Consider the following 25642-nt stretch of genomic DNA (forward strand, 5'->3'; position numbering starts at 1 on the left):
AAAATCATTTATAATTGGTATTATAAAGATGAGGATATTAATTTGGAAATGTAATTGTCCAACGCTTTTAGGGTTGGACTTTCGCCGGTTTTTATGTAACAATTTGATGAGGAATTGGCCATGATAAGCGATGCGCCGACATCCAGACCCAGCAACTTCCCGATACAAAAACCAGCATTGAAATTATCACCCGCGCCTGTGGAGATGGTAGGGTTGGGTATGAATATGGGTTGATTGGAATAGGTGCCTTCCGCATCCCAGGCCAGCGATATTTTAGAGGTATGAATGATGAGCGTGGCTGCACCAAGCTGCGAATATAGCGCATCGCCAACCGCTTGTAAATCTGTGGGCAGGTTTTGGCCCACGAATATTTTATACAAGATCCCCGCCTCGTTGCGGTTGAGGCTAAACGTTACTTTACCATACCGGCCGAACTGCTTTAAGAGGCTGATAGCTGTAGTAATGGCTGTTGCGCTACGCTTAGAGCAGTCGGACAGGTCGAAAAAGAAATCGGCGTTGGTATCGATGCTGCTGAATACATCATTAAGCAAACCTTGCCATATATTGTTGGAATGGTCCAGTTCGCTCCAGTTAACGAGGCAGATGAGATCGGCATCGCTAAAGATCTCCTTTAACTTTTGCAGCCCGATAGCCGCTTTGATAACCTCCCAATCGGCATGGTTAAGGTCGGTCATTTGGGCGAGCATGATCTTGCCGTCGGTAAATTCCATGGCGGTGGTAAAACCGGGATTGGTAAAACTATGCAGGGTACAAGCGGGGTGCATATCCGTAAAAGCCGCATGTACGGAGGGGAGCCCGAAGGCACCCACACAATCAACCTTTGTCCCCATCTGCGCCATGGCATTTGCCATAATGGGCATATTGCCGCCAAGTTTTAGTAGTTGCTCTTCGCTCTCCAAACTAAAACCAGAGCCACTTTTCGTGGAGATATAATCGCCAAATTGTTTGATGGTTTGAAAATGCTCCGTACTGCCATCCTCGTTTTTGTTGTTCACAACTTTTACAATCGAATCAACAAAACTGTCAAAGCCTGCCACTACTTTTTTGGTAGCGAGTATGGCCGGGGCGCCTTGCAGGCATTCCTGAATGAGGAGCAGGTTATCCTTCATCGTTCAGGAGGTGTGTTCCAATTCAGATGCGGCACCTTCATCCAGCAGGATGCGGGCATGACGGATATTTTGCAACACAGAAGCCGGTACATCTGTACTGATATGTCCCTGTAAACTCTCGGCAATGATAGTCGCTTTTTTCTCCCCCGAAGCAATGAGCACCGCCATTTTTGCTTCTTGTAAATGCTTTAGGCCAAGGGTGATGCCCCGGGTTAAAACGGTTTCCTGTTTGAAATACTTCTGACCAACTTCTACCGTAATGGGCGCTAATTCCGACAAGTGGGCATACAGATCGAAAGGTGTGCCCGGTTCGTTCAGGCCCAAATGGCCGTTCATACCGATGCCAACGATCATGAGATCTAAGCCACCGTGGCTGCTGATGAAATCGTTTATCCTTCCGCATTCAGCCTCCAGGTCTTCGGCTTTGGCGTCAAACATAACCACACGTTCGGGGTCCAGGTCCAGATGATTGAAGAAGTTGGTGTGCAGGTAATGCTTGCAACTGCCGTAATCGCGCTCGTCCATACCTACCCACTCGTCCAGCCCGATGATGGTGCACTGACTAAAATCTGCTTTACCTTCATTGGCGTATTGAATTAGGTAACGTAGCATCCCCGAAGGTGATTCTCCCGAAGGGAATACAATAAGCGAGTTTGGTTTTTCGGCCAATTGCGCGGCAACCAAATCGGCTGCGGCTTTAGACATATCGTCGGTGGTTGGATATATGGATATTTTCATTTTGCTGATGTAATCTTTAAGTCCTTTTGTTTCCTTTTTTCAGTTCCCCTCTCGAGATTAATAGCCCATTAAAAGACAGCGTATTCAATTTTGTAAGCCTTCTATGAATTGTTTCAATTTTGCCCCATTTTACTAATTATCAAACATGCTTGATTAGGGTTAACATAACTTAACACAATTTCGATATTCAGTTTTTAATCATCTGATAATCAATAAAATAAAAAAATGCAGGGTTAACATTATTTTCACCAAAATAGTGTCACCATAAAACTTAAAACTTTATTATAAACCCGTAACGAAATTTAATAAACCCTGTCTTTTGATGGGCTATTACTCTCAAGAGGGGAATCGCACGAGGCCTTGCCTTTCTTAATTCGTGAAGTTCGTCCTATTTGTCTTTATTATCCAACCATAGATCCACCGGTTTACTAACCTTGGCGGTGAAGGGCAAGTTTATTTTTTTACCTTGCCCAGCCGATGCATAGGCGGCGTAGATCATTTCCATAACGGCACGACCATCGTCGCCGGTTACCAGCGGGGTTTTGTTGTCGCGGACGCATTCTATAAAGTGCTTTAACTCGTGCGGGTAGCCCTGGTTAAAAACTTCCTCAAAAACGGTAAAGCTCCAGCCCGCTGTGGTGTCGGCCTTTTCCATGGCGTAACCGTAACCTTCGCGGCTGTAAGTGATGGCTGCATTGCCCATAAAAAGGTCGGCATAAATAACGCCGCCGGTGCCGTAGATCTCGCATTTATCGTCCATGCCGCCGTGTTTGGCCCAGCTGCTTTCGGCAATGCAGGTTACACCATTCTCAAATTCTACTATTACTACTGCATTATCCTCGCCCTTGGTTCGGCCTTTATGGAAAACGGTATCCATCGTAGCATAAACGCTTTTTACTTTGGCGTGGTTAGTCATCCATCGGAACCAGCCTAAGGCATGGCAGCCCATATCCATCAGCACGCCGCCACCTGCCAGGTTAATATCGTAAAACCAGTCGGTATGTGGGCCACTGTGTTTTTCAGATTGTTTGAGCATGTACACCTCGCCAACGGCACCTTCCTTTACCAAATGCCTTGCACGCTCATATTTCGGCGCGAAGCAGAGTTCTTCGGCATACATCAGCTTTACATTGTTGACTTTGCAGGTAGCAATCATCTCGTCGGCTTCCTCCAGTGTCACCGCTAAGGGTTTTTCTATAATGATATGCTTACCAGCTTTGGCTGCTTTGATGCAGCATTCGGCGTGGAGGTAGTTGGGGACACAGATATCCACCACATCGCAATCGGTGTTGGCCAGCAGTTCATCCACATCGCTATAGCACTGTGCTATGTGGAATTTATCGGCAAAGGCCTTGGCTTTGTCCGCGTTGCGGGCGTAAACGGCAACAACTTCGGCCTCGGGGATAAAACGGTGGTACGATTCGAGGTGGATGTCCGATATAAAACCGGCACCCAATATGGCAACTTTGGTCCTGTTCATTATAGGTATTTCATCTTTTTAAGGTAATCCACCCAAATTACGTAGGCTTCGGGGCGCAGGTGAAGGCCCTCGAAGGTGTACTCATCCTTTAGGCGGCCATTTTTATCTGCAAAAAGAGGGGTAAGGGTGATGTAGGTATAGTCCATCGCGGCTGCTTTCGCTTTTAGCATGGCATTTACAATGGGGATGTGCTGCGCTTTATCATAATGCTGCGGGAAGCCGGCGTGTAAAGTGTTCAGCGGCAAAATGCTTTGCACGAATATTTTGGTGCCGGGGCTTTTGGCGTGCACTTGTTTAACAATTTTGAAGTAGTTATAAGCGATCACCGAATCGGGGATGTCTTTGCCGATATCGTTAATGCCTATGAGGATGAAGAGTTTTTTTGGTTCGCGGTCGGTAATGTCGTCCAACCGTTTTAATAGGCCATAGGTGATATCGCCACCGATGCCACGGTTGAGTACGGCGGTATCGTTAAGCAGTTTGCCCCAGTTGCCGGCCTCGGTGATGCTGTTACCCAAAAAGATGGTAACACCTTTAATAATGGGCTGTTTTTGAAAGATTGCAATTCGTTGGGGCGTATGCTCGGGGATAAATGGGATGGTGTCGAACAGGTTTTGATTGGTCGGTTTTTTTTGTGCCTGCGCGATAAAGGGCAGTAATAGCAATAGGAAGAAATATTTCATTGTAGTTTATATTGGCGGTTTAAAAATACAATAAAATGTCTGAATCAATTACAAAATTGCGTCGTTGCGAGGAACGAAGCAATCTCTAAACTATGCATTGAGGCTTTGCACGCCTGCTTGTCCAACGTAGAGATTGTTTCGTTCCTCGCTGACGATGATGAATAGGGGAATTTAAAGAGCGATCAACATAATCTCCAAATCATTAAAATCAGCGGTTCGGCCCCAATATCTCATCTATCATTCCAAATTCCTGTGCTTCGGCGGCTATCATCCAGTGGTCGCGGTCGGATACTTTGTAAACTGTCTCGTAGGGCTGGCCGCTGTGCTGGGCGATGATCTCGTAGAGTTCTTTCTTCATTTTGGTTACCTGGATGGCGGCTATCTCGATATCTGCCGCAGTACCTTGCGCACCACCGGAGGGTTGGTGCATCATCACCCGCGAATGGGGCAGGGCGGCGCGCTTACCGTGCTTACCGGCACAAAGCAGTACCGATGCCATAGATGCCGCCATGCCGGTACAGATGGTGGCAACATCGGGCGAGATGAACTGCATGGTATCGTAAATGCCCAGGCCTGCGTATACTGAGCCGCCCGGCGAGTTGATGTAGATCTGGATATCGCGTTTGGCATCTGCCGATTGAAGGAAGAGCAATTGCGCCTGGATGATGTTGGCTACATGGTCGTCCACCGCAGTGCCGAGGAAGATGATACGGTCCATCATCAGGCGACTGAACACGTCCATTTGCGAGATGTTGAGCTGGCGCTCTTCCATAATATGGGGCGTCATGGCCATGGGCATGTTAGCGGTGTTTACCTTGTCGATAAACCTATCTACATGTAAACTATTGACATGGCGGTGCCTCACCGCGTATTTGCGGAACTCATTTGTATCCATTTCCATAAAATTTTAATTAGTTATTTGAGAAGCCTCACCCTGCCCTCTCCAAAGGAGAGGGTTCTAAAAAACTTTTAAAGTCCTCGCCATAAGAGAGACTTCTAAAAAAACGCTTAGCGGAATAATTGCAATATTTTTTGCCGAAAGCTCTGGTGCTGCGGCAGGGTGAACAGTTGGTTATGCACATCGCCTATGATGCTTACGAGGTTTTTACGCCCATATTGTTGCACGAGGCCGAGGGTTTGCTTATGCCATTGTACTTTTAAGGGCAATTCTGCATCCAGCAGTAGTTTGGCCTCAAAAAGCAGGGCTTCATCAGGCGCGGCGGTGCCTTGCACGTGCTCATCTATTTGCTGGGTCTCAGTCAATAAAGTCCTCATATTGCAATGCGTTTTGTTTAATGGTTTCGCGTACTTTTTCCAGGCATTTGTATTTCTGCACGGTTACGGAGCGTTCGCCCGCGTAGCCGAATAAACCTGCAATTTGTTTCATGGGCAGTTTGTCGTAATAAAAGGCGCTGAGGATTTCCATGCACTTTTTGCCTGCGGTTTCCAGGTAATATAGTAGCCTTCCTTCGGAGGGTTGGGGATCAGCCTTGTCGGCAAACTCCGGGCCCTCAAATTGGTCCAGTGAAACATCATAAAGCCCATCCCTGTATTTCTTGAACCAAAGATGTTTGGCAATGCCTAATAAATAGGCGCTTTCCGTTTTTTGCAGTTCCAGTTTCCCGGCGGCGGCTTTTTCGTAATAGATCACCAGTGCGTCCTGGAAAACGTCGCGGGCATCGTCAAACGAGCCGCCCATTTTGGCTACATACCTCGCTACCGGTGGGAAGGCGCTTTTGTAAAGCCGCATAATGAGCTTTTCGGTTTCGGCTTGTGTGTTGTTTACTGGCATCATATCCGCGTTTAATAGTATGTGCTGCGTTTGGGAGAACTATCACCCTAAGGTGAGGATTTTTTTTGAAAGTGGTGAGTGGTGAGTGGTGAATGGTAAGTAGTAATTTGAAAGTCGAAGCAAATCAGCGAAATCATTTAATCATTAAAATCAACGGTTCAGACATCCGCGGTAGGGATAGCAGCGGAAAACCCACAGCCGTGCGGTGGGTTGCGTGCGGGAAGGGCGAGGATTTGCAGCGTATAGCCCGGGCTGAAAGCACCGCACAAAGATTTCAAGAGGCGATCACAGCAGCAAAGTCAGTTCCCTAACTTTCTCTATTAAAAAAGACGTTTCCCATATGTGGTGTTCATCCAACTTCTTGTACCGATCCTCCCACGATAAAGTATCATTGTCTACAAACTTTGGAACTTTTATCCATTTATAAGAGTTCAATATCGTATCTTTTTCTTCCTGGCTAATCATAATTAAAGATATGCATTTATAAACTTCAAATACCCCGCTCGCGCCCGAAGTTGCGCTGCTAACGTTCAAACAAGGATCCTAAAGTCAAACCTAATCATGATAATCATTAATTAAGAAAATCCCGGTTCAGATAATTTCTACCAAACCGGTAGAATATTGCTTTAAAATCCTATTTTTAGCGCCGCAAATGCCGGTGTAGGTTTACCGGCCATTATTTCAAGGGAACACATAGCATGAAAGTTTTAAAATTTGGCGGTACATCGGTGGGTAGCCCCGATCGTATGAAGAAACTGCTGGATATCATCAACCCTGCCGAGCAGCAAATTGTAGTGCTGTCGGCCGTATCGGGCACTACAAATAGTTTGGTAGAAATTGGTCAGGCGTACCTTACAGGCGATAAGCAGAAGGCCGCCCATCTTATTACCGTATTAAAGGATAAGTACGAAGTATTTATTAAGGAACTTTTAGAAAAGCCGGAGTTTTACGACCAGGGTAAGGAGGTTATTGATTACCATTTTCGTTTACTAAGCGGACTGGCTAACGACTTGTTCACCCCTATAGAAGATAAAATTATTTTAGCGCAGGGCGAATTACTGTCGACCACGCTGTACCATATTTACCTCAAAGAGATTGGCGTATCAAGCGTATTGCTGCCTGCTTTGGAGTTTATGAAAACTGATGAGGACAGCGAGCCGATTGTAGATCATATCACCTCGCACCTTACGCCGTTGCTGGAGCAGAACAAAGCTAATAACCTGTTTATTACCCAGGGGTACATTTGCCGTAACGCTTTTGGCGAGGTGGATAACCTGCGCCGTGGCGGCAGCGATTACACCGCATCGCTAATAGGAGCGGGCATCCGCAGCGAGGAAGTGCAAATATGGACCGACATTGACGGCATGCACAATAACGACCCACGGATTGTTAAAGGCACCAAACCAATTGCTCAACTATCTTTTGACGAGGCGGCCGAGTTGGCATACTTTGGCGCGAAGATATTGCACCCGCAAAGCGTGTTTCCGGCGCAAAAGTACAAGATCCCAGTGCGTTTGCTGAACACCATGGATCCGCAGGCTGCAGGTACTTTAATTACTAATGATAGTGAGAAGGACAGGATAAAATCCATAGCTGCTAAGGATGATATTACCGCCATAAAGATCCAAAGCAGCCGGATGCTGCTGGCGCACGGCTTTTTGCGCCGTGTTTTTGAGGTTTTTGAGCGTTACCGTACCAGTATTGATATGATCACCACATCTGAGGTTGCTGTTTCGGTTACCATTGATGATACCACTTACCTGGGCGAAATAACCAAAGAACTGGGCGCTTATGGTACTGTTGATATTGATGTGAACCATACTATTGTTTGTGTAGTTGGCGATTTTGCTGCCGAAAAGCATGGCTACGCGGCCCGTGTGCTGGAAGCTATTAAACATATCCCGGTGAGGATGATATCTTACGGTGGAAGCGACCATAACATGAGCCTGCTGGTAAAAACGGAAGACAAGGTGGAAGCGTTGAGGAGCTTGCATAACAGGTTGTTTTAATTTCGGATTTAGAATTTTCGATTTCGGAAGCCTCACCCAACCCTCTCCACAGGAGAGGGCTTTTAAAAATGTAAAGCGTCATTGCGAGGAACGAAGCAATCTCCCGATAGACGTAGCAAGGTTGAAAGTCATTTTTGACTTTTGACTTTTTAATTTTGACTTACAAAAACATGTTCAAACAAGATACCATAGAACGCTTTAAGGGGATTGAGACCCCGTTTTATTACTACAACATGGATGTGCTGCGGCAAACACTTGATGCTTGTCGCGATGCGTCATCGCAATATGGTTTCCATGTGCATTACGCCATGAAAGCCAATTTTAATACTAAGGTTATTGATGCTGTGCAAGCCTACGGTTTTGGTGCCGATTGCGTAAGCGGTAACGAGGTTAAAGCCGCCATTGAGCATGGGTTTGATAAAAGTAAAGTGGTTTTTGCAGGCGTGGGTAAATCTGATAAGGAGATAAATCTGGCGCTGGAGGCGGATATCTTCTGCTTTAATGTAGAATCTATCCAGGAATTGGAGATAATTAACGGCCTGGCCAAGGCAAAAAACAAAGTGGCGGGCATCGCTATCCGTATCAACCCCAATGTTGATGCGCATACGCACCATTTCATTACCACCGGGTTAGACGAGAACAAATTCGGCATTAACACCTGGCAACTGAACGATGTGGTGGAGATGCTGCGGAAGTGCACCAACCTCAAATTCCTGGGGATCCACTTCCACATCGGCTCGCAGATTACGGACATGGAGGTGTACAAAAACCTGTGTACCCGCATCAACGAAATGCAGGATTGGTTTGAGAACCACGGCTTCGCGATAAAAATATTAAACACCGGCGGCGGGCTTGGGGTAGATTATCATAATCCAGACGGTAACACCATCCCCGATTTTGAAAGCTATTTTAAAGTGTTCAAAAAATTCCTGAACGTAAAACCTGGTCAGGAGGTGCATTTTGAACTTGGCCGCGCGTTGGTTGCACAATCAGCCTCGCTGATATCGCGGGTGCTGTATGTGAAAATAGGGCAGAAAAAGAACTTTTTGATCCTGGATGCCGGTATGACCGAACTGATCCGCCCGATGCTTTACCAGGCGTATCACGTTATAGAAAACTTGAGTCAAGAATCAAGAATCAAGAGTCAAGACAAATCCGAAATCGAGCATCCGACATCCGAAATGAAGTACGATGTTGTAGGCCCTATCTGCGAAAGCACAGATTGTTTCCGCAAAGATGTTGACCTGCCGGAATCATTCCGTGGCGACCTGATAGCGGTGCGTACCGCAGGTGCTTATGGCGAGGTAATGGCATCGCACTATAACCTGCGCGATATGGTGCAATCGGTATATTCGGTTTAAAAACTGTAGCCCGCCCCTAATTGGATACCTAAGCCCAAGCCAGTGACGTAACTATTTGAGCTAAAAGCGAAAGTGGTGTGTACGTTAATACGGTTAAATTCGGCAAACAGCGTACCGCCGGTAGTGTTAAAACCCGAACCGTAATCATTTAGATCGCGGTTAATTTGCCCGGTAACTTTGTTGAGGAAAATTTTAAAGCCAACGTTCAGATCCGCTTTCGGGTGAAAAACATACTCGGTAAATATTCCGTAAGTAAGCATTTCGCTCCGGGGCGAACTCAGTATATCCGGCTGGCCATAAACGGATCTGCGAAATGCAAGGTAATCACCGCTTTCTTTGGTGTAGACGAGATCTGCGCCAAGCACCCGGAAATCGCACACCGCGTTGCTGAAATAGAATGATAAAGAGCCATTGAAACCGTAACCGATAAAACCCTTTGAAATATGAACATCGTTATTGGTTGTGCCGCCGGTGCTGTTACTACTGCTGCTGGTTTCATTCCGGGAATAGTTGCCTGCGAAGGCCAAGGCACCGTAACTTAAGTTGACATTTTTAAAGGTGTGCGATTGGTAAACATTCAACACGCCGCTCGATGCTGCGCCCTGGCCATTGGCGCCACTCTGTTCTACGAGGGTGCCCGCAACATATATTTTCCGTTTTGCCGAATCCTGCGAATGCGGTTTCATCATCAGTTGTACGTCGTTTTGATAAAGGCCTGGGGCGTAGTATTTCTTGGAGCATGATAAAAAAAAACAGGCAACTATTAAGGCGGCGAAAAGTGGGAGGTATAGGTTTTTCAATTGGTTAATTATTTTAACGCAAGTTAAATTAATCCGGCAAAATAATCATCATTAAAATCACTGGCGAAATGCAGGATGTTATCCAGTTTGGCAAAATCCTCCCGGGGATGGGTTGTGGTAAGTATCACCGCTTTCATGCCTGCGTTCTTAGCGGCTTCGGCGCCTTTTGGTACATCTTCAAACACAATGCAATCCTCGGGCTTTACACCCAATAAAGCGGCGGGCTTGGTGAACGATTCCGGGTCGGGTTTGCTGTGGGTAACATCATGGGCGCTTACAATGGCCTTAAAATAATGGCGGATGTTCAGGTTATCCAGCACAAAATCAATGTTGGATGGGATAGCTGCCGAGCCAATGGCCATCGGGATCCCCGCCTGGCAGGCGCGCTCCAAAAAATCGGCAAGGCCGGGTAAAAGCGCAAGCTCGCCAATATACTCGCGGCGGTATTGTTCTTCCTTATCTTCCGATAGTTTATCCATTTCGTCGCTGGTAAACCTGTCGCTGCCAAACAGTCTTACCAGTACTTCGGCATTTTTGCCGTACATATTGTTTTTTATCTCGGAATCGGTAAAGTTACCGCCAAGTTCCTCGTTGGCTATGCGTGTCCAGGCTTTGGCGTGGTATGGCATATCGTTTACCATAGTGCCGTTCAAATCGAAAATAAATGCTTTCATCTGGCGCAAAAATAATTAATACCTGTACAATCCACAGTAAAAGTTTAAACGTATGTTTTCACATAATATCGTTCGTTTTATTGGTATAGCGAGCAGGATAAATGATATTGCTAAACAATTGAGAGTAGGGTATGTGATTGGGTGATATGATTAATTGTTTGCGCAAAGCCCTTTGGTGAAAACCCGGGGCTTTTTTGTCACGGTTAATAGCTGATGTGCTACTAAAAATTTGATTTACAAATGTTAATGAATCCTGTCTTTAATTTCAATGTTGCTAATTTATTAACTTCAAATTATTAATATTATCATAATTGTTAATTCTACAACAACCCGGGCCTATTTTTCGTAGAACAAACCTATTACAGTGAAAACAACCAATACCCGAGCTAATTTGATAACGAACTATACCGAGCAACAACGCCTTAATGCTGTAGACAGGTTTAAAAACCTTGATGCCGGTATTACCACGGACATGAACGAACTGGTAGACCTGGTGGCCGAAATATGCCAGGCACCGGTTTCACTCGTAACACTGCTGGACGCCGATACCCAATGGTTTAAAGCGGCCAAAGGTACCGATGTAGTGTGTACACCGCGCGGCGTTTCGTTTTGCAATAACACCATCAAGCAAAACGACCTGGTTATTATCCCCGATATTTTGGCTGACGAGCACCATTGCACCAATCCCCTGGCAACGGGCGAGCCACATGTAAGGTTTTATGCAGGCGCACCGCTCATTACCGAAGATGGCTTTGCCATAGGGAGCCTTTGTGTAATTGATATGAAGCCACGCGATTTGACAGGCGCTCAGCGTAAAGCTATGCTCACGCTGGCTAAACAGATAGTGAATTTGATGGAATTTAACTGGAGCGTGCGCGTTTTAGAGGAGCAGCACCAAAAAGAACTGTTAAATACAAAGGCACGCAAAGAATCGGAGTTGAAGCTGAAAGCGATTTTTGATAGCTCAACAGATACACATATATTGGTGGGCCGCAATTACGAGGTAATGGCTTTTAACAAATCTGCCGCCATATTTACGCGCAGCCACTACAAACACAAACTCACAAACGGCGATTCGATATTAAAATACACCGAGTCCGCCATTCTTGGCCAGTTTAAAAAATATTTCAACATAGCCCTTGCCGGCCGCTCCATAAAACGGGAGTGGATGCTGATGCCGGGCACCCCGCTGGAGTGCTGGAAAGTGACCACTTTTGTACCCGTGCGCGACCATGACGGCGAGGTAATAGGTGTATCGCTCAACTCAACAGACATCACACACCGCAAACGCCAGGAGGCCTATATCAACGTGCAAAACGAAGCCTTACAGCGCATTGCCATTATGCAATCGCATGAGCTGCGCCGCCCGGTAGCATCGCTGTTGGGTATTATGGACCTAATGAAGATGGAGAACATCTACTTTAACTATTTTGAGATGATGGAGCTTACCGTTAACGAGCTTGACGAGAAGATCCGCGGTATTGTAAAAGACTCTGAAGATACCCTGCATGGCCGCCATTTATCCATCGTAGCTTAGTCATTAAGGCGTAAAGGAGTGCGATAAAAGCGCTTTTTGTATGAATATCGATTATTATGACTACATTTGCACTTTAATAAATAAAATAATGCAAAAAGAAGGAACAGTAAAATTTTTCAATGAGACAAAAGGTTTTGGCTTTATTACACCTAACGGTGGTGGCGCAGACGTATTTGTTCATTCAACAGGCCTAATCGACGAAATCCGTGAAAACGATAAAGTTGAATTCGAAGTAGAAAACGGCAGAAAAGGCTTGAACGCAGTAAATGTAAAAGTTGTTTAATTATATATTAATCATCAAGCGTACAAAAAAAACGCCCCGAATTTCGGGGCGTTTTTTTTGTGGGTAGATTTTTGGGTTGGGGGTGATGCTTTTTGTAGATAGAGTTTTTTGGTGATGGTTTTTTGGTGTTTTTTTTGTGTGAGTTTGTTTTTGCGGAGCGCAATAAGAGCTGTTTTCCAATTCCCTCCCCTGGGAGGGGTGCGGTGTTATCCTGAGTCTGTCGAAGGGCGAGCAATCTCCGTTTTGCAACTATTCACTACTCAACCAATTAACCACTCTCTAATAATGGCGATGCCTGCGGCCCGGGCTTTTCATTCCAACTCCTCATTCCGTCCCCACTGATAGAAGTGGGGACTCCATTCCGGGGTTTCCATTGCAATCCCTATCGCGGAGGACTATCTGAATCGGAATTTTCAGATTTTGAAGACCAAGTTAAATTTGCCTGATGCGTAAATAAAGATTCTGTTCATTCTAAGATTCTGATTCAGACGGCTTTACTCATTCCCGCTCATCCAAAACAGCAAAGCTCCAACGGCTAAACCAGCTATCAATACAGCTATCAGCGTATCTAATATCCGCCTCAGTATCTTTTTGGGCAGCGCTTCCCGGTGATCTATAATAGGGATCAGCGTATACTTAATAGCGAATAATAAAATGATGAGAAGAATGCTTACCAGGTAAAATACCTTCCGGAAGTGTATGGATTGAAGTACTGTTTCCATGAAATACAATGTTTTGTTTTGCGATGGGCAATGTGCAAAAAGTAAGCCCTTGTATTTTATACGAGCATAAAAACAGGTTTATGACCGTGCTGTGTTATAAAACCGAGTATGCCCCAAGCATATTGGCCATTAAAATGCAACCGTAACTTTTTTTTAATATTTTAAACACTACGGCATGGGCTTTGTTAACTAATAAACAAATCATCTACTAAAAACCAAAAAAAGGATATGAAAGATCAAGCAAAAATTATAGCAGCGCTTTTAGTGGGTGCTGCAGCAGGCGCCGCACTGGGCTTATTATTGGCACCAGAAAAAGGTGAAGAACTAAGAGGCGATATAGCTGATTATGTAAACGACCTTGTAGACGCGGCAAAAACGAAAGCGCAAACTACCGCCGATAACCTGAAAGAATACAGCAGCAATGCCGTAGGTTCGGTAAAATCAAAATATAACGACCTGGTTGGCGATGCCGGCAAAATGGTTGACAGTGCACGCGGTACAGCCGAAGATGCCGTTGGTTCCGCTAAAGCATATGCACAAAACGGCGCAGGCGAAGCTAAAGCAAAAGTAAAATCAGCCGCTGACGACTGGAATAACTCCGTACAAGGCGCGTAATCATAACATTAATAAAACAAGAAAACCCGGCTTATGGCTGGGTTTTCTTGTTTTATTAATATGTCATCAATATGTCATCGAACGAGCGATAGCGAGGAGAACTTCTATGAACATGGTATTCGCAACATACTTTTAAGTCACTACTAACCACTCACTACTCCCCAGTCACTACTTCACTACCCAGGTATTATCTGCTTTGGTAGCATCTACAAAAATGCCGTTATCCAATGTAACCGATTTTAGGCTTTTACCTATAACGGCTTTAAAGGTTACGTAGGCTTGCTTTTGGTTTGCTTCCCAAATAGCAGGCGTTTGGTGGATGGTTTTGGTAGTTCCATCTGCAAAGGTTAATACCACATCAAACGGAATTGCGAAACCGCCAACGTTGCTTACAGTTAATGTGTAACCATCTTTACCTTTTACACCGGTTGTAATGGCAAGGTCGTTGTAACCATTGCTGAAGAACCAGTTATTGAAGAACCAGGTAAGGTTTTTGCCCGATACACTGCTCATCGAATTAAAATAATCCCATGGGATAGGGTGCTTGCCGTGCCATCTGTCCATATAACCGTGCAGTGCTTTTTTAAACAGGTCATCGCCCAGCATATCTTTCAAGGCTAAGTAGCTTAATGATGGCTTGCCATAGGCGTTGTTTCCATAACCGCCTTTTTGCTCGCTGCTCATGGTGATAATGGGCTGATCTTCGGCGGTTGATTTATCACCTATCCAGCCGTTTATGCGGAACTGTTTGTAAAAGTTATCCGCTTTTACCTTACCGTTCTCGGCAATACCTATCAGGTATTCCAGCGTGGTTGCCCAACCTTCGTCCATAAAGGCGTATTTGCTTTCGTTGATGCCCATGTAAAAAGGGAACCAGGTGTGTGCTATCTCATGGTCTTGCACCAGTTGTGCAAAAGTGGCGTCTCCAAACTGGCTGTCGTTCACCATCATGGGGTACTCCATATCGGCGAAACCTTTAAAGGCGGTCATTTTTGGGAAGGGGTAAGGTACACCCGGCCAGTTGGCGCTAAACCAACCTAAAGCGTTGCGCCCATATTGTACAGATTTTTTAAAGTCCGTTGCGGCTTCCGGGTATGCTGCTTGCATGCTGCTGCGGCGACCAGTGGTTTTATCCACTATAACGCTGCCCGCATCCCAAATATAATGGTTGCTGATGCCCACGGCTATATCGGTAATGTCGTCCGCTTTCCACACCCAGGTATTGGTGGCATTCTGCGCGGTTACGGTGTTGGCGTTTAACTCGGCAAGCGTAGCCACGTGTACGGTGGAGTCGCTCGTCATCGAAGTTGATAAACGTTTTGCAAACTCGGGCTGTAAAACCTGTGCCGGGTTTTGCAGAGTACCGGTTGCCCAAACAATGTAGTTTTTAGGTACGGTTACACTTAGCGTGTAATTGTTAAAATCGTTGTAAAACTCTTTAGAATCTACAAATTCTACGCGATCCCAGCCCTGGTAATCGTCATACACAGATACACGCGGGTAAAAATAAGCGAGGTAGAACGAGGTGGAATCTATCACACCTTCGCGGCCGCTCTGCTTACTGAGGTCGAAATGCCAGGCAATATCAAGTTTAAGCGAATCGTGCGGCATCAATGGCTTGCTTAAATTCACTATCTGGTTGGTAGTTGCAGCGGTTTTATTATTCCAGCTCTTTTTTTGTCCGGCGACCAAAAAGCTATCCACCTGTATACCTTCAGTGAGGTAATCTAAACCGGCACCTCCATCGCGCGATGCACCCGGGCGGTGAACGTTGAGGATCAGCTTCATGTTTAGCCTTTTCAAGGTATCGGGGCTGTTGTTAAAATAGGTAATAGTTTCTACCCCTTTTACGGTGCGGCCCGGTGGCGTAAGGCTTACCGAGATGTTGTACTTGCCAAAATTTTGCCAGTACTTGCTGCCGGGTTTACCATCTGGCGAGCGGGTCCCCTTGGTATAGGCCTGCTTAATTTCGCGCGGCATATACAGGTTTTGAGCTTGTAATTGTAACAAAAACAGGCTGCATAATGCGGTTAACGCAATTGGTTTTAACATAACTTATAAGGTTGTTGGATGGATATAGTGTATTTGATGATTTAGCGCGCAAATTAAATATTATACCTCTAATAGTTGAGACGATCAGCGTAAACGAATTGTTACAATGCTAACGGCATATTAATTTGCGCGGCGAAAATTAATTATGTTGATTTGTTCAAAGTTATTTTAGTAGGGGTATTAAATAACTGTGCAAAGCCGGGCATTCTGTCCGGCTTTTGTTATTTATAGCCGTTTTTATTTCGGGAAATCCTTTTAACCCCAAGCGTAAAGCGCCACGATAGCCAAGATGGGCAGCACGTTCAGGAAAACTAAAGTGCCGACGCTTGTTGTTGATTCGGTTATGGGTTTTTTAATAATACGAATTAGCGCTGTGCAGAATACGCTATAATAGCCCATCAAAATAAAAAAGATAAACCATAAAATTAGTGCACCCAATTCTAAGTTTTGAGTAAAACTTACATAGATAGGGAAGGCAATACAGAACAAAAGCTCAACGAGGCCAATTACTAAAATAATGTGATAAGCTTTAGTAGATTCTTCTTCGGCCTCGGGCATGCTTAATCCTGGCTAATATATTCCTTCGCTATCAGGGTAAACAGCTTATCGTTCTCCTGCGATTCATCAAAACTTTCCTTCAGCATTTGGATGATGTTATCATGCTTCAAGGTTTTTGATATCATGATGAGCATCCGGTACGACGTAATGTTCACGTGCTCTAATAATTGTATATAAAGCATCAGGTCGAGGTCGTTCAATAATGGAACGGTTTGGTTTTCGTCCAGGCAAAACTCATCCTTAATAATATTGGTGATGGGGTTGCATTCATTATCTATTGGTGTTTCGCCTAATAGCGCGTAGATAGTTTTCATCCGCACAATTTGCTTAAGCACATCTTCGCCAAACTCGTCAATAGCCAGTTGCAGCCCTTTGAACGAGGCAAGGGCGTTAAGGCCGGGCAGGGTTTTGTATAGAAAACATTTTCCGTTGTATATCCTGTTTAGATGGTGGTGGAAAACCTCTTTTAACAGGTCATCATTTAAAGGAGCAGGAGTAGGTGTAGTGTCCATTCTGTTAAAATTAACCGTGACGGGGGAGTGCAAAACTGTAACTAATTTTTTAATTAAAAAAAGGTTTTACTACGTAAATATAAGTTTAATTATCGGGCTTATGGTATATTGATACCTTTGCCAATTATTACGTGTGCTATGAAATATAAATTAGGTGATTTTGTACGGTTTGTGGACGAGAAGATGGAGGGTTACGTAACCCGCATCATTAACGACCAGATGATAGGGGTTACCGGCGAAGATGATTTTGAGATCCCCGTGTTGGCCACCAAAGTAACATCGGTGCATGGGCACAGCAAATTGGTGGGTGATGAGGAAGAGGCGGAAGTTGAAGCCATTATTCCCGGAGAGTTTAAAAGCAAAGGTGTATATATTGCCGTGGTTGCCGATGCCAAAGCAAATTCGGTAGTGCATCTGCATTTGCTGAACGAAACCTCTTACCAGCTATTAGCCTCAGTTAGTACCGAACAAAATAAACAATACAAAGGCGAGTTTGCGGGTATTATTGAGCCGCGCAGTTATGCAAAAGTATATTCCGCCAAACTGGCCGACCTGCAGCTGTGGCCTAAACTGATCTTCCAGGTACTGTTCCATACCAAACAAAACCAGCCGGTGCTTAGTCCGCTAAATATAAGTGAGCAATTTAAAGCGAAGGATTTTTCGGGAGCCAAAAAACAGGTGCCCTTTATCAATCAGTTGGGCTGGATGATCCAGTTAGATGAACCGGAACTGGTGATAGATGCCCAAAAACTAAAGGAAAGTTTTTTTAAGCCTGCCGAAGAGAAACAGGTGGTTGCCAAGCCGCAGCAGGAAGTAGACCTTCACATAGAAAAACTACGCGATGACTACCAATTTTTGGCCAGCAGCGAGATCCTGAATATCCAGTTAACCAATTTTAAACACGCTCTGGATGCCGCCATTGTACACCAGATGCCCGATATTACCTTTATCCACGGCACAGGCAACGGGATTCTAAAACACGAACTGCACAAACTCCTCAGCAAGAACGCCAAAGTGCAAACCTTTATGGATGCCCGGAAGGAGAAGTTTGGGTATGGGGCAACGAAGGTGGTGTTGAAGTAGGAGGGGATTGTTATGGTGAACTTGTCGAACCATTCGCCGGTATTGAATGACGTATAGGTCTTCGACAGGCTCAGACTGACACAACGACAATTGTCCGCGTTAGGGGGTGAAGCGGGTACCGGCCTGCGCTTAATGCCTGTGGCGTATGAGCGGAAGACCCGACCGAAGGGAACGCCCAAATTAAAAGTATCTCAGAATAGCTTTTACCCCGATAGGCCATATTGATGCTGATTTATACTGCTATTTTCTTAAAACGTTTTCTTTCACATCTTCGGGTTAACATTTTTATTATTAATATGTACAATTGACACATTGCCTCTTAGCCGCTATCTCTATTTTTAAAAACTCAATTATCAGTCATTATTTATGCTTCGATTAAATTCTGTTTTTAAAAAGTTAGCGCTCCTGTGCGTTTGTATTTCCTGTTTCGGCAACGCAAAAGCCACCATAATTTCCCTAACCAAAAACGCGAAAAGCGTGGTTTTTAAGCTGGATAAAGGCTTAATGCAACTGAATATTTGCAAGGCGGATATTATTGAAGTGAGGTATACCATTTTCGATAGCTTCCAAACCAAAGAATCGTTGGTGGTGAACAACAAATGGCCGCTTGCAACCGCTTTTACTGTTGCTGACGGTAAAACCGAAGTAACCATAACAACGGCCAAACTCAAAATAAAAATAAACAAAGCAACCAATGCCATCACCTATTGCGATCTGAGCGGCAAGGTGATCTCGGCGGAGACAAGCAGTAATAAAAGCATGTCGGCGGCTACTATCGCGGGCATCAGCACCTATAATGTTAGTACATCATTCAATTCCCCCGCCAACGAAGCGCTTTACGGGATGGGCTGCCACCCTTTAGACTCGCTGAGCATCAACTACAAGGGCCGAAATCAGGATATGGCCATCAAGTACCTTACCGGCGCTATCCCGGTGATGCTTTCTACACAGGGTTACGGATTGATGTGGGATAACTACTCGGCTTCTAACTTTTACGGTGCCGAGGATGGTAACACGCAATTTAAATACGTATCAGAAAGCGGGAAACAAGTAGATTACTATTTTTTCTACGGCCCGGATTTTGACCATATCATCGACTTGTACCGCACCGCCACCGGCCGCGCGCCAATGTTTGGCAAATGGGCCTATGGGTTATTTCAGTCACAAGACAGGTACCTGAGCGAGGCCGAGATCTTAACCGTGAAAGACAACTATCGCAACAACCATATCCCGGTAGATGTATTGGTGCAGGATTGGTATTACTGGGATCCGTTGCCAATCGGCTCCCACATTATGAAACCCGAGCGTTACCCGCATCCAAAAAAGCTGGTGGATGCTTTGCATGCCGCCAACCTGCACGCCATGATCTCTATATGGCCGGTATTTGGCAAAGGAACGCCAAATTACGATGCATTAGAAAAAATGGGCGGCCTCACCAGTATTACCTGGGATAACGTGGTTACCCATACTTATGATACTTATTATGACGCCCACAACCCCAAGGCGCGCGAATTATACTGGCAGCAAGCCCGCGATAGCCTGGTGAAACGTTACGGTTGGGATGCCTGGTGGATAGACCAGTGCGAACCCGACAACGGCACCCTGTTGGATGAACGTCGCAAAGCCAACTTTTATACCGGCAAAGGGATAGATTATTTTAACACTTACTCCCTGCAACATACCAAAGGCGTTTACGAAGGCTGGCGCAGGGATATCCCCGGCAAGCGCGCTTTCTTTTTGGTAAGGCAGTCGTTTGCGGGCGAGCAGAGGAACGCCGCTACGCTATGGTCGTCTGATATTGAATGTACATTCGCAAACTTTAAAAACCAGGTACCGCAGGGAATTAACGCCTGCGCGTCGGGCATTCCGTACTGGACGTCGGATATTGGTGGCTACCACTATGGTTGGAAAGCACCGGATTGGTCGAAACCAGAGTTTCGTGAACTATTTACCCGCTGGTTCCAGTTTGGGGCGTTTAGCCCGATATTCCGCATCCATGGAAAAGGGGAGCGGGCCATTTTTTCCAAAAACTGGGACGAAGACACCCGTGCTACCTTGTTGAATTTTGATAAGCTGCGTTACCGCTTGTTGCCATACATTTACTCACTGGCGGGCCGTGTAAATACCGAGAACTATACCATGATGCGTGCGCTTACTTTCGATTTCCAGAAGGATGCCAACGTTTACGGCATACCAGATGAGTATATGTTTGGTCCGGCGTTTTTGGTGAACCCCGTTACCGCGCAATTGTACACAGGCGCAGACGCGGCAGGCAAAGCTAAAACCCGCGAAGTATACCTGCCGGCTGCAACAAAGTGGTACAACTTTTGGACGGGCGAAGTCACCAATGGCGGACAAAAGCTAACGGTTGAGGTGCCCATGAACATGATGCCATTGTACATCCGTGCAGGTTCTATCGTACCGATGGGCCCGGTAATGGAATACGCCACCGAAAAACCTGCCGACAAAATAGAGTTGCGCATTTACCCAGGGGCAAACGGCACCTTTAAATACTACGAAGACGAGAACGAAAACTACAACTACGAAAAAGGCGCAAAGGCAACGTTCACGTTAAACTGGAATGATAAATTGCGCCAGCTAAGCATTTCGGCCACCAAAGGCAACTTTAAAGGCATGTTGAAGAAACATACGTTTAATGTAGTACTGGTAAAAGGCGCGCACGGCTCAAATACCGGCGAAGCCGATAAGATAGATAAAACGGTAGTTTATAACGGGAAAGTTTTGGTGGCGAAGCTATAGCACACCAAGTAATCCTTTTAACATCAACTGTACGATATCGTACAGTTGATGTATTAAATCCGAACGTATTAGGAGTTGCGAAATTGATTTATATTATTGATATACAATTAGTTAAAAAATTGGTATTCTTTTGGCCTTATTGGTTTCACTAAACTGATAGCCATGCTTAGAAATTACTTCCTTATCGCGTTCCGCAACTTGTCTAAAAACAAAGCGTTCTCTTTTATCAATATTTTCGGGCTGGCCATTGGTATGGCGGCCTGTTTGCTCATACTGCAATACGTAAGTTTTGAACTGAGTTACGATAATTTTCATGTTAATAAGGACCGTGTTTTCCGCGTTAACCAGGACAGGTACGATAAAGGCAAACTAAGCACCCAATGGGCCGGCGGAGCATTCGCACCCGGCAGCGCTTTCAAAGCCGATGTGCCCGAAGTAGAGGATTTTGTAAAGCTGGTTCCTGCCGGTAATGCCCTCGCCAATTATAAAGACGAGAAGATCGTGATCAAGAAGGATTTCTATTGTGGCAGCTCATTCTTCAACATATTTTCATACCCGTTACTAAGCGGCGACCCCAAAACCGCATTGGTAGAGCCAAATTCGGTAGTGATATCCGAAGAAGTAGCTCAAAAGCTTTTTCACAGTACCGAGGTGGTCGGACAAACCTTAACGCTTAATACCACCAAGCTTTTAAAAATTACAGGCGTAATGAAAAGTATGCCTGCCAATACGCACCTGAGTTTCGATATTTTACAATCGTACAGCACGCTGTTGAAAGAGAACCCGCCAAGGGATGGAAATAATTTGGATAACGCATGGTATTCTGACGGTTGTACCACCTACCTGTTGCTGAAACCAGGTGCCAGCCCTAAGACTGTAGAAGCTAAATTTTTACCCATTGTAAAAAAAGCATACCAGCAGTTTGCCAGTTCGGGTGCAAGCGCCATATATACCTTGCAGCCCATGCCGAGCATTCATTTATATTCCAACCGGATGTTCGAGATCCAGCCTAACGGCGATGGCAAATCTGTTTACCTGTTGCTGGGTATCGCCATTTTCGTAATTATCATCGCGTGGATAAATTATATTAACCTGGCCACCGCACGCGGGATAGGCCGTGCCAAAGAGGTTGGCGTACGTAAAACATTGGGTTCGGCCAAAACGCAGCTGGTGACCCAGTTTATGCTGGAGGCCATGTTTCTGAACGGGCTGGCGGTGCTTTTTGCCATAGCGTTTATTGCCATTTGCCTGCCCATACTGGCCAATATTGCGGGCGTACAAATAGGTTTCGCCTTATTTGCGAAGCCCGGTTTTTGGGCGGCTGTCATCGGGATATTTGTAGTGGGTACTTTCTTCTCGGGTTTTTACCCGGCTATCGTATTGTCTTCTTTTAAACCTATAGAGGTAATGAAGGGGAAATTAACCGCATCACCAAAAGGTATTGTGCTGCGTAAGGGCATGGTCATCTTCCAGTTCGCGGCATCTATATTCCTGCTGATAGGCGCGCTAACGGTATATCGGCAGATCCAATTTATGCAAAGCCAGAAATTAGGCGTAAGCATAGATCAAACTCTGGTTATCAAAGCCCCACTGGTAAAGGTCGATTCGTTTTACCGCAGCATGAGCGCCTTTAAACAGGAGAGTTTAAAACAGCCGTCTATCAAAAGCATCACCGTGTCCACATCAGTACCGGGCGAAGCCGTAGGATGGAACGCCGGCGGTATCAAGCTCACAGGCGCTGCCGATGCGACTGCCGACCAGTACCGCATCATCGGTGGAGACTATGACTATTTAACTGCTTATGACCTGAAACTTTTAGCAGGCCGGAAATTTTCTAAAGAGTTCAGCACCGATCCAAAAACCGTGGTGTTTAGTAAAACGGGCGTACGCCGCCTGGGCTTTGATAAACCCGAGCAAGCCATAGGCAAGCGGATTGATTTTTGGGGTGATGTATATACTATAATAGGTGTGGTTGACGATTTTCACCAGCAATCTTTACGTGATACCTACGATGCCATTATTTTCCGTTGCATCCCGGATGTTAGGGGAGATGTGTCGGTCAAGATAAACTCCACCAACGTTGCCCAAACCATTGCCGGCTTAAAAACCACCTGGGACTCCTTCTTCCCCGGCGATCAGTTCGACTACTTTTTTCTGGATGAACACTTTAACGACCAATACAAAGCCGACCAGCGCTTTGGACAGGTGTTTGGCATCTTTACGGTTATAGCCATTTTTGTGGCGTGTTTAGGCTTGTTCGGCCTGGTATCGTTCACCATTGTGCAGCGCACCAAAGAGATCGGGATCCGTAAAGTGCTTGGCGCATCGGTAAACGGCATATTGCAGCTGCTTTATAAAGATTTCGCACTGCTCATCCTTATTTCTTTTGTTGTTTCGGCACCGCTGGGCTGGTACGCCATTAGCAAATGGCTGGAGAGTTACGCGTTCCGTATCGGCATAAACCCGGTGTTATTTATTGTTCCCTTTTTAGCGGTGCTGATCATCGCGTTTGCAACGGTATCCTGGTTAAGCGTAAAAGCCGCCCTCACAAACCCGGTTAAGAGCCTTAAAACAGAGTAGTTAATATTGTTAAGCAAGTAAACCCCGGCTCGAAAGCCAGGCAATAATAGCCTTAAACAAAAACAAGCCGCTGCGCAAAATGCAGCGGCTTGTTCGCTTTGTAGGTTTTAACTATTGCTCTTCTACAAATTTCTTTAAGCTTTCGCCCAGGATGTAGTTCCAGCCCTTGCTAAAGCTCGATAAAGCGAAATCCGGTCCGTTTTGTGGCATAGTTTCCAGCCCGGTATGGGTTATCCTCACCAGTGTTTTATCATCTTCGGGGAAAAGCTCAAAGCTCACTTCCGAATCGCCGGGAAAGCCTTCATAGCGCCAGGTGTAGCTCAATTTCTTTTCGGGCTCAACGGCGGTTACGCGGCAAAGGTGGATGTATTTTTCGCCGGTGCTGCCCTGGCCGGCAAAACTAAACTCAAAGCCAACACGTGGTTCAAAGCTTTCCAGCTTAAAATACCATTGTTTCATTTTTTCGTTATCAGTAAGGGCTTCCCAAACTTTACTTGCCGTCGCGTTCAGCGTACGCTCCACTATCAGCGGTTGTGTTTCCATAATTTATTTAAGTTTTGTCGTTTTTTCTTCGTCTAAAAAGTTCTCCAGCGCATCCAGTTTATCGTTCCAAAATTTGCGGTATTGCGCGGCCCAGTCTTCTACCTGCTTTAACTTTTTAAAGTTTGCCTGGCAAAAACGCTCGCGCCCCTGCTGTTTGATAGTGATAAGCCCGCATTCAGTCAGTATCCTGATGTGTTTTGATACCGCCGGCCGGCTGATGTCGAACTTATCGGCAACAGCATTGAGGTTAAGCTGTTGCGATGCCAGCAGGCTGATGATTTCGCGGCGGGTAGGGTCGGCAATGGCCTGGAATACGTCTCTTCTCATAAAACAGGCTATATGAAACCTTTCGGTTACAAATATATGTGAAACCTTTTGGTTACGCAAGCAATTGTTTGGAAATTCACAGATTTATTTTGATGACACCGATGATCGGGTGGCGGTGGGGACACCGGCTTGGGTGAAGAGGGGATTGGCTGAAATCCTCCCTGCCTCTGCGCCTACAGGCGGCGGTGAGACACCGCCTTGTGGAAGAGGGGAGGCAGTGCCATTGCAATGCCTCTGCCAAAAAAGCTAACCCCTATGGCGGGTCCCCACCGCCATTTATACGCCCATCGCAGCAAATATCTCCTTCATCGAAAACCTCGCCCCGCAAACGTGCTCGTCTGCTGCGCCGTAATACATGGTGATGGTGTCGCCGTCATCTTCGAGGATATGGCCGTTGGTGAATACCACGTGGCCGAAGAAGCCGGTAAGCTCGTAAGGTTCCGAGGGTACCATAATAGGTTCGCCGGTACGGGCGATGACTTTGTACGGGTCGTTAAGATCTAACAGGAAGGCGCCGAGGCAATACTGATGCTCATGGTTCGCACCGTGGTAAATTTCCAGCCAGCCTTTATCGGTTTTTATGGGGGAGCAGCCGGCGCCTACGCGGGTGCGGTCCCACATATCGCCTCGGGTTTTTACAATGCATTGGTGATTTCCCCAATGTTTGCCATCAGGCGATTGCGCCAGCCAGATGTAATTACCGCCAATATCCACACTGCTGGGGCGGTGCAGGGCGTAGAACATTCCGTTTATCTTTTCCTCAAAAATGGCGCAGTCCTTATTATGTGGCGGTAGTATCATCCCGTGCTCTTCAAAGGTTTTCCAGTCGGTGGTGGTGCGCATACCTACGCCAACGCCGCTATCGCTCACGGCGGTAAAGGTGAGGTAGAATTTATCATCAATGTTGGTTACCCTGCAATCTTCAATCCCAAAGGTTTGCAGGGGGCCTTTGCCAATGAGGTATTTGTAGCCTTCAGGTTCGTAAAATTTTACGCCATCATCGCTACAGAGCAAGCGTAAGTGGGATAGGGTGGTGAGGTAATCCACACCTTTATAACGTACCACCCGGGCGTCAGTTGCTATCAGGTCGGCATCGTTCAGGGCTATTTCCATGATGTGAGTTTCGCCGGTAGCGGTCAATATCGGGAAGGATACCAGTACCTCAGATTGCTCAGGCCGTTCTGCAACGCGCACCAGCAGCCAGGTTTTACCTTCGTATTTAAATACGCCGGGATTGAGCAGACAGGCAACGTGCAGTCCATCCAAACTTGGTTTTAAATGCGCGGGAGATAATAAGGGGTTCTGGGGGAATCGTTTTGCAATATCGGCCATAAGAATATATAATGGTGTGGTAGGGTAACAGGCGGGGTTAGGATAGGTTTAGATTTTGTTGAGAAAGGGGA

General features: G+C 45.9%; 24 protein-coding genes. 8 read left to right on the top strand and 16 right to left on the bottom strand.

The window, feature by feature from the left end; all coding sequences use genetic code 11:
- Window positions 1-20 precede the first annotated feature (20 nt).
- The 7 genes from ABIX36_RS24725 to ABIX36_RS24755 form a co-directional block, all read right to left on the bottom strand.
- Entirely contained in the window at window positions 21-1130 is a 1110-nt protein-coding gene (locus tag ABIX36_RS24725; protein ID WP_348084845.1) for a hypothetical protein, read from the bottom strand.
- 3 nt (window positions 1131-1133) lie between these two features.
- Window positions 1134-1868: a glucosamine-6-phosphate deaminase gene (locus ABIX36_RS24730; protein WP_348084846.1), complete on the bottom strand. Its 735-nt coding sequence runs from the start codon at window positions 1866-1868 to the stop codon at window positions 1134-1136.
- Between the two features lie 388 nt (window positions 1869-2256).
- Complete coding sequence (locus ABIX36_RS24735; RefSeq protein ID WP_348084847.1) at window positions 2257-3348, bottom strand: Gfo/Idh/MocA family oxidoreductase; 1092 nt, start codon at window positions 3346-3348, stop codon at window positions 2257-2259.
- Window positions 3348-4031 (bottom strand): GDSL-type esterase/lipase family protein, encoded by a 684-nt coding sequence (locus tag ABIX36_RS24740; RefSeq protein WP_348084848.1) that lies wholly within the window; start codon window positions 4029-4031, stop codon window positions 3348-3350. The genes ABIX36_RS24735 and ABIX36_RS24740 overlap by 1 nt, the downstream gene beginning before the upstream one ends.
- A 208-nt stretch (window positions 4032-4239) precedes the next feature.
- Window positions 4240-4932, bottom strand: coding sequence for an ATP-dependent Clp protease proteolytic subunit (locus ABIX36_RS24745; RefSeq protein WP_348084849.1), 693 nt, complete (start codon window positions 4930-4932; stop codon window positions 4240-4242).
- Window positions 4933-5039: 107 nt separating this feature from the next.
- Entirely contained in the window at window positions 5040-5306 is a 267-nt protein-coding gene (locus ABIX36_RS24750) for a hypothetical protein (protein WP_348084850.1), read from the bottom strand.
- The gene (locus tag ABIX36_RS24755) at window positions 5287-5826 is read right to left on the bottom strand and encodes a sigma-70 family RNA polymerase sigma factor (protein WP_348084851.1); all 540 of its coding nucleotides are present in this window, start codon (window positions 5824-5826) and stop codon (window positions 5287-5289) included. The genes ABIX36_RS24750 and ABIX36_RS24755 overlap by 20 nt, the downstream gene beginning before the upstream one ends.
- A gap of 695 nt (window positions 5827-6521) precedes the next feature.
- Between ABIX36_RS24755 and ABIX36_RS24760 the strand changes: the two genes are divergently transcribed.
- Window positions 6522-7832 (top strand): aspartate kinase, encoded by a 1311-nt coding sequence (locus ABIX36_RS24760; RefSeq protein ID WP_348084852.1) that lies wholly within the window; start codon window positions 6522-6524, stop codon window positions 7830-7832.
- Window positions 7833-8002: 170 nt separating this feature from the next.
- Window positions 8003-9193, top strand: a complete 1191-nt coding sequence (gene lysA / locus ABIX36_RS24765; RefSeq protein ID WP_348084853.1) for a diaminopimelate decarboxylase — start codon at window positions 8003-8005, stop codon at window positions 9191-9193.
- Here the strand turns inward: lysA and ABIX36_RS24770 are convergent.
- Window positions 9190-9882, bottom strand: coding sequence for a hypothetical protein (locus tag ABIX36_RS24770; RefSeq protein ID WP_348084854.1), 693 nt, complete (start codon window positions 9880-9882; stop codon window positions 9190-9192). The genes lysA and ABIX36_RS24770 overlap by 4 nt on opposite strands.
- Window positions 9883-10016: 134 nt before the next feature.
- Window positions 10017-10667 carry an HAD family phosphatase gene (locus tag ABIX36_RS24775; RefSeq protein ID WP_348084855.1) on the bottom strand — a complete coding sequence of 217 codons (651 nt, stop codon included), beginning with the start codon at window positions 10665-10667 and terminating at the stop codon, window positions 10017-10019.
- Between the two features lie 391 nt (window positions 10668-11058).
- Here ABIX36_RS24775 and ABIX36_RS24780 point away from each other — a divergent pair, with 391 nt between their 5' ends.
- Both ABIX36_RS24780 and ABIX36_RS24785 read left to right on the top strand, forming a co-directional pair.
- A complete protein-coding gene (locus ABIX36_RS24780; protein WP_348084856.1) occupies window positions 11059-12204 on the top strand; it encodes a GAF domain-containing protein in 1146 nt (381 codons plus the stop codon).
- Window positions 12205-12292: 88 nt separating this feature from the next.
- Complete coding sequence (locus tag ABIX36_RS24785; RefSeq protein ID WP_128534559.1) at window positions 12293-12487, top strand: cold-shock protein; 195 nt, start codon at window positions 12293-12295, stop codon at window positions 12485-12487.
- A gap of 494 nt (window positions 12488-12981) precedes the next feature.
- Here the strand turns inward: ABIX36_RS24785 and ABIX36_RS24790 are convergent, their stop codons facing one another.
- Complete coding sequence (locus ABIX36_RS24790; protein WP_348084857.1) at window positions 12982-13209, bottom strand: hypothetical protein; 228 nt, start codon at window positions 13207-13209, stop codon at window positions 12982-12984.
- A gap of 228 nt (window positions 13210-13437) precedes the next feature.
- Between ABIX36_RS24790 and ABIX36_RS24795 the strand changes: the two genes are divergently transcribed.
- The gene (locus ABIX36_RS24795) at window positions 13438-13824 is read left to right on the top strand and encodes a YtxH domain-containing protein (RefSeq protein ID WP_348084858.1); all 387 of its coding nucleotides are present in this window, start codon (window positions 13438-13440) and stop codon (window positions 13822-13824) included.
- Window positions 13825-13992: 168 nt separating this feature from the next.
- On the opposite strand, the gene ABIX36_RS24800 is transcribed toward ABIX36_RS24795, so the two are convergent.
- From ABIX36_RS24800 to ABIX36_RS24810, 3 genes are all read right to left on the bottom strand, one after another.
- Window positions 13993-15876 carry a M1 family metallopeptidase gene (locus ABIX36_RS24800; protein WP_348084859.1) on the bottom strand — a complete coding sequence of 628 codons (1884 nt, stop codon included), beginning with the start codon at window positions 15874-15876 and terminating at the stop codon, window positions 13993-13995.
- A gap of 255 nt (window positions 15877-16131) precedes the next feature.
- The gene (locus tag ABIX36_RS24805; protein ID WP_348084860.1) at window positions 16132-16434 is read right to left on the bottom strand and encodes a hypothetical protein; all 303 of its coding nucleotides are present in this window, start codon (window positions 16432-16434) and stop codon (window positions 16132-16134) included.
- A 2-nt stretch (window positions 16435-16436) separates the two neighbouring features.
- On the bottom strand, window positions 16437-16946 hold the full coding sequence (locus ABIX36_RS24810) for a DUF892 family protein (protein ID WP_348084861.1): 510 nt from the start codon (window positions 16944-16946) through the stop codon (window positions 16437-16439).
- A gap of 138 nt (window positions 16947-17084) precedes the next feature.
- Between ABIX36_RS24810 and ABIX36_RS24815 the strand changes: the two genes are divergently transcribed.
- The 3 genes from ABIX36_RS24815 (at window position 17085) to ABIX36_RS24825 (ending at window position 23369) form a co-directional block, all read left to right on the top strand.
- On the top strand, window positions 17085-18029 hold the full coding sequence (locus ABIX36_RS24815; RefSeq protein ID WP_348084862.1) for a Smr/MutS family protein: 945 nt from the start codon (window positions 17085-17087) through the stop codon (window positions 18027-18029).
- 366 nt (window positions 18030-18395) lie between these two features.
- Complete coding sequence (locus ABIX36_RS24820; RefSeq protein ID WP_348084863.1) at window positions 18396-20789, top strand: TIM-barrel domain-containing protein; 2394 nt, start codon at window positions 18396-18398, stop codon at window positions 20787-20789.
- Window positions 20790-20951: 162 nt separating this feature from the next.
- Window positions 20952-23369 carry an ABC transporter permease gene (locus tag ABIX36_RS24825; RefSeq protein WP_348084864.1) on the top strand — a complete coding sequence of 806 codons (2418 nt, stop codon included), beginning with the start codon at window positions 20952-20954 and terminating at the stop codon, window positions 23367-23369.
- A 111-nt stretch (window positions 23370-23480) separates the two neighbouring features.
- Here ABIX36_RS24825 and ABIX36_RS24830 read toward each other — a convergent pair whose 3' ends face one another.
- The 3 genes from ABIX36_RS24830 to ABIX36_RS24840 form a co-directional block, all read right to left on the bottom strand.
- The gene (locus ABIX36_RS24830; protein WP_348084865.1) at window positions 23481-23912 is read right to left on the bottom strand and encodes an SRPBCC domain-containing protein; all 432 of its coding nucleotides are present in this window, start codon (window positions 23910-23912) and stop codon (window positions 23481-23483) included.
- A 3-nt stretch (window positions 23913-23915) separates the two neighbouring features.
- Window positions 23916-24239 (bottom strand): metalloregulator ArsR/SmtB family transcription factor, encoded by a 324-nt coding sequence (locus tag ABIX36_RS24835; protein WP_348084866.1) that lies wholly within the window; start codon window positions 24237-24239, stop codon window positions 23916-23918.
- 276 nt (window positions 24240-24515) lie between these two features.
- Window positions 24516-25571, bottom strand: coding sequence for a glycoside hydrolase family 130 protein (locus tag ABIX36_RS24840; RefSeq protein ID WP_348084867.1), 1056 nt, complete (start codon window positions 25569-25571; stop codon window positions 24516-24518).
- Between the last annotated feature and the right edge of the window lie 71 nt (window positions 25572-25642).

Source organism: Mucilaginibacter sp., from assembly GCF_039925265.1.
GTDB lineage: Bacteria > Bacteroidota > Bacteroidia > Sphingobacteriales > Sphingobacteriaceae > Mucilaginibacter.

Excerpts from the sequence above, each read along its gene's own strand:
- ABIX36_RS24725 (WP_348084845.1), bottom strand. The coding sequence starts at position 1,130 with ATGAAGGATAACCTGCTCCTCATTCAGGAATGCCTGCAAGGCGCCCCG.
- ABIX36_RS24730 (WP_348084846.1), bottom strand. The coding sequence starts at position 1,868 with ATGAAAATATCCATATATCCAACCACCGACGATATGTCTAAAGCCGCA.
- ABIX36_RS24735 (WP_348084847.1), bottom strand. The coding sequence starts at position 3,348 with ATGAACAGGACCAAAGTTGCCATATTGGGTGCCGGTTTTATATCGGAC.
- ABIX36_RS24740 (WP_348084848.1), bottom strand. The coding sequence starts at position 4,031 with ATGAAATATTTCTTCCTATTGCTATTACTGCCCTTTATCGCGCAGGCA.
- ABIX36_RS24745 (WP_348084849.1), bottom strand. The coding sequence starts at position 4,932 with ATGGAAATGGATACAAATGAGTTCCGCAAATACGCGGTGAGGCACCGC.
- ABIX36_RS24750 (WP_348084850.1), bottom strand. The coding sequence starts at position 5,306 with ATGAGGACTTTATTGACTGAGACCCAGCAAATAGATGAGCACGTGCAA.
- ABIX36_RS24755 (WP_348084851.1), bottom strand. The coding sequence starts at position 5,826 with ATGATGCCAGTAAACAACACACAAGCCGAAACCGAAAAGCTCATTATG.
- ABIX36_RS24760 (WP_348084852.1), top strand. The coding sequence starts at position 6,522 with ATGAAAGTTTTAAAATTTGGCGGTACATCGGTGGGTAGCCCCGATCGT.
- lysA (WP_348084853.1), top strand. The coding sequence starts at position 8,003 with ATGTTCAAACAAGATACCATAGAACGCTTTAAGGGGATTGAGACCCCG.
- ABIX36_RS24770 (WP_348084854.1), bottom strand. The coding sequence starts at position 9,882 with ATGATGAAACCGCATTCGCAGGATTCGGCAAAACGGAAAATATATGTT.
- ABIX36_RS24775 (WP_348084855.1), bottom strand. The coding sequence starts at position 10,667 with ATGAAAGCATTTATTTTCGATTTGAACGGCACTATGGTAAACGATATG.
- ABIX36_RS24785 (WP_128534559.1), top strand. The coding sequence starts at position 12,293 with ATGCAAAAAGAAGGAACAGTAAAATTTTTCAATGAGACAAAAGGTTTT.
- ABIX36_RS24790 (WP_348084857.1), bottom strand. The coding sequence starts at position 13,209 with ATGGAAACAGTACTTCAATCCATACACTTCCGGAAGGTATTTTACCTG.
- ABIX36_RS24795 (WP_348084858.1), top strand. The coding sequence starts at position 13,438 with ATGAAAGATCAAGCAAAAATTATAGCAGCGCTTTTAGTGGGTGCTGCA.
- ABIX36_RS24800 (WP_348084859.1), bottom strand. The coding sequence starts at position 15,876 with ATGTTAAAACCAATTGCGTTAACCGCATTATGCAGCCTGTTTTTGTTA.
- ABIX36_RS24805 (WP_348084860.1), bottom strand. The coding sequence starts at position 16,434 with ATGCCCGAGGCCGAAGAAGAATCTACTAAAGCTTATCACATTATTTTA.
- ABIX36_RS24810 (WP_348084861.1), bottom strand. The coding sequence starts at position 16,946 with ATGGACACTACACCTACTCCTGCTCCTTTAAATGATGACCTGTTAAAA.
- ABIX36_RS24815 (WP_348084862.1), top strand. The coding sequence starts at position 17,085 with ATGAAATATAAATTAGGTGATTTTGTACGGTTTGTGGACGAGAAGATG.
- ABIX36_RS24820 (WP_348084863.1), top strand. The coding sequence starts at position 18,396 with ATGCTTCGATTAAATTCTGTTTTTAAAAAGTTAGCGCTCCTGTGCGTT.
- ABIX36_RS24825 (WP_348084864.1), top strand. The coding sequence starts at position 20,952 with ATGCTTAGAAATTACTTCCTTATCGCGTTCCGCAACTTGTCTAAAAAC.
- ABIX36_RS24830 (WP_348084865.1), bottom strand. The coding sequence starts at position 23,912 with ATGGAAACACAACCGCTGATAGTGGAGCGTACGCTGAACGCGACGGCA.
- ABIX36_RS24835 (WP_348084866.1), bottom strand. The coding sequence starts at position 24,239 with ATGAGAAGAGACGTATTCCAGGCCATTGCCGACCCTACCCGCCGCGAA.
- ABIX36_RS24840 (WP_348084867.1), bottom strand. The coding sequence starts at position 25,571 with ATGGCCGATATTGCAAAACGATTCCCCCAGAACCCCTTATTATCTCCC.